The following is a 4,295-nucleotide window of genomic DNA, read 5'->3' as shown; positions in this document are numbered from 1 at the left end:
CAGTGCCCGAGCTCCGCGTCGTGCCGTCGCTGGCGGGCGGATCCGGTGCCGCCCTCCAGCAGGCCGCCGCCGCCCTGGCCGGTGCCGCGGCAGCGCAGTTGATGCTGCGTCACTGCGTGCGGCGCTTCGGCGGTGTGACCGGCGATGTCTTCGGGGCGCTGGAGGAGACGGCGGCGACGACGGCCCTGCTCGCCCTGTCGCTGGGCTGACGGCCCCGCCCCTGTGAGCGGGACGCATCGGCGCGCGTAGGCTCATTCCCGGCACATCGCGGGGGCGTCCACGATGCGCCGGGCCCGGTCGGCCACCCCAGACCGGCAGACAACTCAACGGAAGCGAGATTTCACCACCGTGACAGCTCTCACTCTCAGCACCTCAGGTGCGGCGACGCTGCGCGCCGACGCACTCGTCGTCGGCGTCGCCAAGGACTCCGGATCCAAGGGCCTGGTCGTGGCACCGGGCGCCGAGGCCGTGGACAAGGCGTTCGACGGCAAGCTCGCCGCCGTCCTGGAGACCCTGGGCGCCTCGGGTGCCGAGGGCGAGGTGACCAAGCTCCCCGCCCCGTCCGGACTCAAGGTCCCGGTCGTCATCGCGGTCGGGCTCGGTCCGGTCCCGGCGAAGGACGACGCGTACGACGCCGAGACGCTGCGCCGGGCCGCGGGCAATGCCGCACGGGCGCTGAAGGGCGCGAAGAAGGCCGGTTTCGCGCTGCCGACGGAGTCCGTCGAGGACGCCGGGGCCGTCGCGGAGGGCGCTCTGCTGGGCGCCTACGCGTTCACCGCCTACCAGGGCGGCGAGAACAAGCTCGCCCCGAAGGGCGCCAAGTCCGGCAAGGACGCGAAGCTTCCTCTGGGCGAGGTCGCCCTGCTCGGCGCCAAGCCGCGCGACAAGGCCTTCAAGGCGGCCGCCGAGCGCGCCCTCGCGGTCACCGAGGAGATCAACCGGGCCCGCGACCTGATCAACACCCCGCCCAACGACCTCTACCCCGAGTCCTTCGCCGCCGTGGCCACCGCCGCCGGCAAGGAGCACGGCATCAAGGTGCAGGTCCTGGACGAGAAGGCGCTCGTCAAGGGCGGCTTCGGTGGTCTGCTCGGTGTCGGCCAGGGCTCCACGCACGGCCCGCGCCTGGTCAAGCTCGCCTACACCCACCCCAAGGCGGAGAAGACGCTCGCCCTGGTCGGCAAGGGCATCACCTACGACTCGGGCGGCATCTCCCTCAAGCCGGCCGGGCACAACGAGACGATGAAGTGCGACATGAGCGGCGCCGCCGCCGTGTTCGCCGCCGTCGTCTCGGCCTCCCGTCTCGGCCTCCGGGTCAACGTCACCGGCTGGCTGGCCCTCGCCGAGAACATGCCGTCCGGCAACGCCACCCGCCCCGGTGACGTACTGCACATGTACAGCGGCAAGACCGTCGAGGTCCTCAACACCGACGCCGAGGGCCGCCTCGTGCTCGCCGACGCGCTGACCCGCGCCTCCGAGGAGAAGCCCGACGCGATCGTCGACGTGGCGACCCTGACCGGCGCCATGGTCCTCGCGCTCGGCAACCGCACCTTCGGTGTGATGGCCAACGACGACGCCTTCCGTACGTCGATCCACGAGATCGCCGAGGAGGTCGGTGAGGCCTCCTGGCCGATGCCGCTCCCCGCCGACCTGCGCAAGGGCATGGACTCCCCGACCGCCGACATCGCCAACATGGGTGAGCGGATGGGCGGCGGCCTGGTGGCCGGACTGTTCCTGCAGGAGTTCGTGGGCGAGGGCATCGCCTGGGCGCACCTGGACATCGCCGGACCGGCGTTCCACGAGGGCGCGCCGTACGGCTACACCCCCAAGGGCGGCACCGGATCCGCGGTCCGCACCCTGGTCCGGCTGGCGGAGCGCACCGCCGCCGGCGACCTGGGCTGAGTGCCGGAGCCGGCGTCCCCTCGGACCCGTACGCGGTCCGCTCGTGACGCGGGCGGCCCCGGGCATACGTCCGGGGCCGCCGGTGTTCACCCAGATGGCTTCGACCGGCATTTTTCCGGAAATGTGTACGCATCGGTAACCGGCCGGACCTGATCCTGGTCCGGCCCGGAGCAGGGGCCCGCGTCCCGCCCGCCCTCAACAAGTGCGAAGATGGGTTCTCGGCAGGACAGGGCCCCCACCACAGGGCCGAATAACGCAAGCGGCCGAACACCAGCCGACCGGCCGGTCACACCCCAGCGACGGGGCCCGGCGTACGGCGCACATGCATGGAGGACGTGACGTGGCGAACGACGCCAGCACCGTTTTCGACCTAGTGATCCTCGGCGGTGGCAGTGGCGGTTACGCCGCGGCCCTGCGCGGGGCTCAGCTGGGCCTGGACGTCGCACTGATCGAGAAGGGCAAGGTCGGCGGCACCTGCCTGCACAACGGCTGCATCCCCACGAAGGCACTGCTGCACGCCGGCGAGATCGCCGACCAGGCCCGCGAGGCCGAGCAGTTCGGCGTGAAGGCCACCTTCGAGGGCATCGACATGGCGGCCGTCCACACGTACAAGGACGACGTGATCTCGGGCCTCTACAAGGGTCTGCAGGGTCTCATCGCCTCGCGCAAGGTGCACTACATCGAGGGTGAGGGCCGTCTCTCGTCGCCCACCTCGGTGGACGTGAACGGCCAGCGCGTCCAGGGCCGCCACGTGCTGCTGGCGACCGGCTCCGTGCCGAAGTCGCTGCCCGGCCTGGAGATCGACGGCGACCGCGTCATCTCCTCGGACCACGCGCTGAAGCTCGACCGCGTGCCGAAGTCCGCGATCGTCCTGGGCGGCGGGGTCATCGGCGTCGAGTTCGCCTCGGCGTGGAAGTCCTTCGGCACCGACGTGACGATCGTCGAGGGCCTGAAGCACCTGGTCCCGGTCGAGGACGAGAACAGCTCGAAGCTTCTTGAGCGCGCGTTCCGCAAGCGCGGCATCAAGTTCAACCTCGGCACCTTCTTCGACAAGGCCGAGTACACGCAGGACGGCGTGAAGGTCTCCCTCGCCGACGGCAAGACCTTCGAGGCGGAGGTGCTGCTGGTCGCGATCGGCCGCGGCCCGGTCTCGCAGGGTCTGGGCTACGAGGAGGCCGGGGTCGCGATGGACCGCGGCTACGTCCTCGTCGACGAGTACATGCAGACCAACGTCCCGACGGTCTCGGCCGTCGGTGACCTGGTCCCGACGCTCCAGCTCGCCCACGTCGGCTTCGCCGAGGGCATCCTCGTGGCGGAGCGCCTCGCGGGCCTCAAGACCGTGCCGGTCGACTACGACGGCGTGCCGAAGGTGACGTACTGCCACCCCGAGGTCGCCTCCGTCGGTATCACCGAGGCCAAGGCCAAGGAGATCTACGGTGCGGACAAGGTCGTCGCCCTCAAGTACAACCTCGCGGGCAACGGCAAGAGCAAGATCCTGAAGACCGCGGGCGAGATCAAGCTCGTCCAGGTCAAGGACGGTGCCGTGGTCGGCGTCCACATGGTCGGTGACCGTATGGGCGAGCAGGTCGGCGAAGCCCAGCTGATCTACAACTGGGAGGCGCTGCCGGCCGAGGTCGCGCAGCTCATCCACGCCCACCCGACGCAGAACGAGGCGATGGGCGAGGCCCACCTGGCCCTGGCGGGCAAGCCTCTCCACTCCCACGACTGATCCAGTCCCGGGGACGACCGACCACTTCCGCACTTTCGTAAGGAGCAACTGAAACCATGTCGGTTTCCGTAACCCTTCCGGCGCTCGGCGAGAGCGTCACCGAGGGCACCGTCACCCGCTGGCTGAAGGCCGAGGGCGAGCACGTCGAGGCCGACGAGCCGCTGCTCGAGGTCTCGACCGACAAGGTCGACACCGAGATCCCGGCGCCCGCCTCGGGCACCCTCGCGTCCATCAAGGTCGCCGAGGACGAGACCGTCGAGGTCGGCGCCGAACTGGCCGTCATCGACGACGGTTCGGGCGCGCCCGCCGCCGCGGCTCCGGCCGCCGAGCCGGAGGCCGCTCCGGCCCCGGCCGAGGAGGAGGCTCCGGCGCCTGCCGCCGAGGCCCCTGCCGCCGAGGCTCCCGCCGCCGCTCCGGCCGGTGGCGCCTCCGGCACCGACGTCACCCTTCCGGCGCTCGGCGAGAGCGTCACCGAGGGCACCGTCACCCGCTGGCTGAAGGAGGTCGGCGAGGAGGTCGCGGAGGACGAGCCCCTGCTCGAGGTCTCCACGGACAAGGTCGACACCGAGATCCCCGCCCCCGTCGCCGGCGTGCTGCTGGAGATCGTCGTCGGCGAGGACGAGACCGCCGAGGTGGGCGCCAAGCTCGCCGTCATCGGCGCTCCTGG

Annotated in this window: 4 protein-coding genes; all 4 read left to right on the top strand. The window is 71.2% G+C overall.

The genetic code is table 11. The annotated features are described in order from the left end of the window. A partial coding sequence (locus B9S57_RS03070; protein ID WP_181011214.1) for an adenosylcobinamide-GDP ribazoletransferase occupies window positions 1-209 on the top strand: 209 nt, incomplete at its 5' end. 139 nt (window positions 210-348) lie between these two features. Then, window positions 349-1,899 carry a leucyl aminopeptidase gene (locus B9S57_RS03065; RefSeq protein WP_103513986.1) on the top strand — a complete coding sequence of 517 codons (1,551 nt, stop codon included), beginning with the start codon at window positions 349-351 and terminating at the stop codon, window positions 1,897-1,899. Between the two features lie 340 nt (window positions 1,900-2,239). After that, window positions 2,240-3,628, top strand: a complete 1,389-nt coding sequence (lpdA, locus tag B9S57_RS03060) for a dihydrolipoyl dehydrogenase (RefSeq protein ID WP_181011213.1) — start codon at window positions 2,240-2,242, stop codon at window positions 3,626-3,628. A gap of 56 nt (window positions 3,629-3,684) precedes the next feature. After that, on the top strand, window positions 3,685-4,295 hold a 611-nt coding region (locus tag B9S57_RS03055; RefSeq protein ID WP_308457377.1), incomplete at its 3' end, for a biotin/lipoyl-containing protein.

Origin of the sequence: Streptomyces sp. SM10, from assembly GCF_002910915.1 — a bacterium.
Classification (GTDB): Bacteria; Actinomycetota; Actinomycetes; order Streptomycetales; family Streptomycetaceae; genus Streptomyces.
The sequence above is the reverse complement of the archived record's forward strand: the minus strand, read 5'-3'. Positions and strand labels throughout refer to the sequence as shown.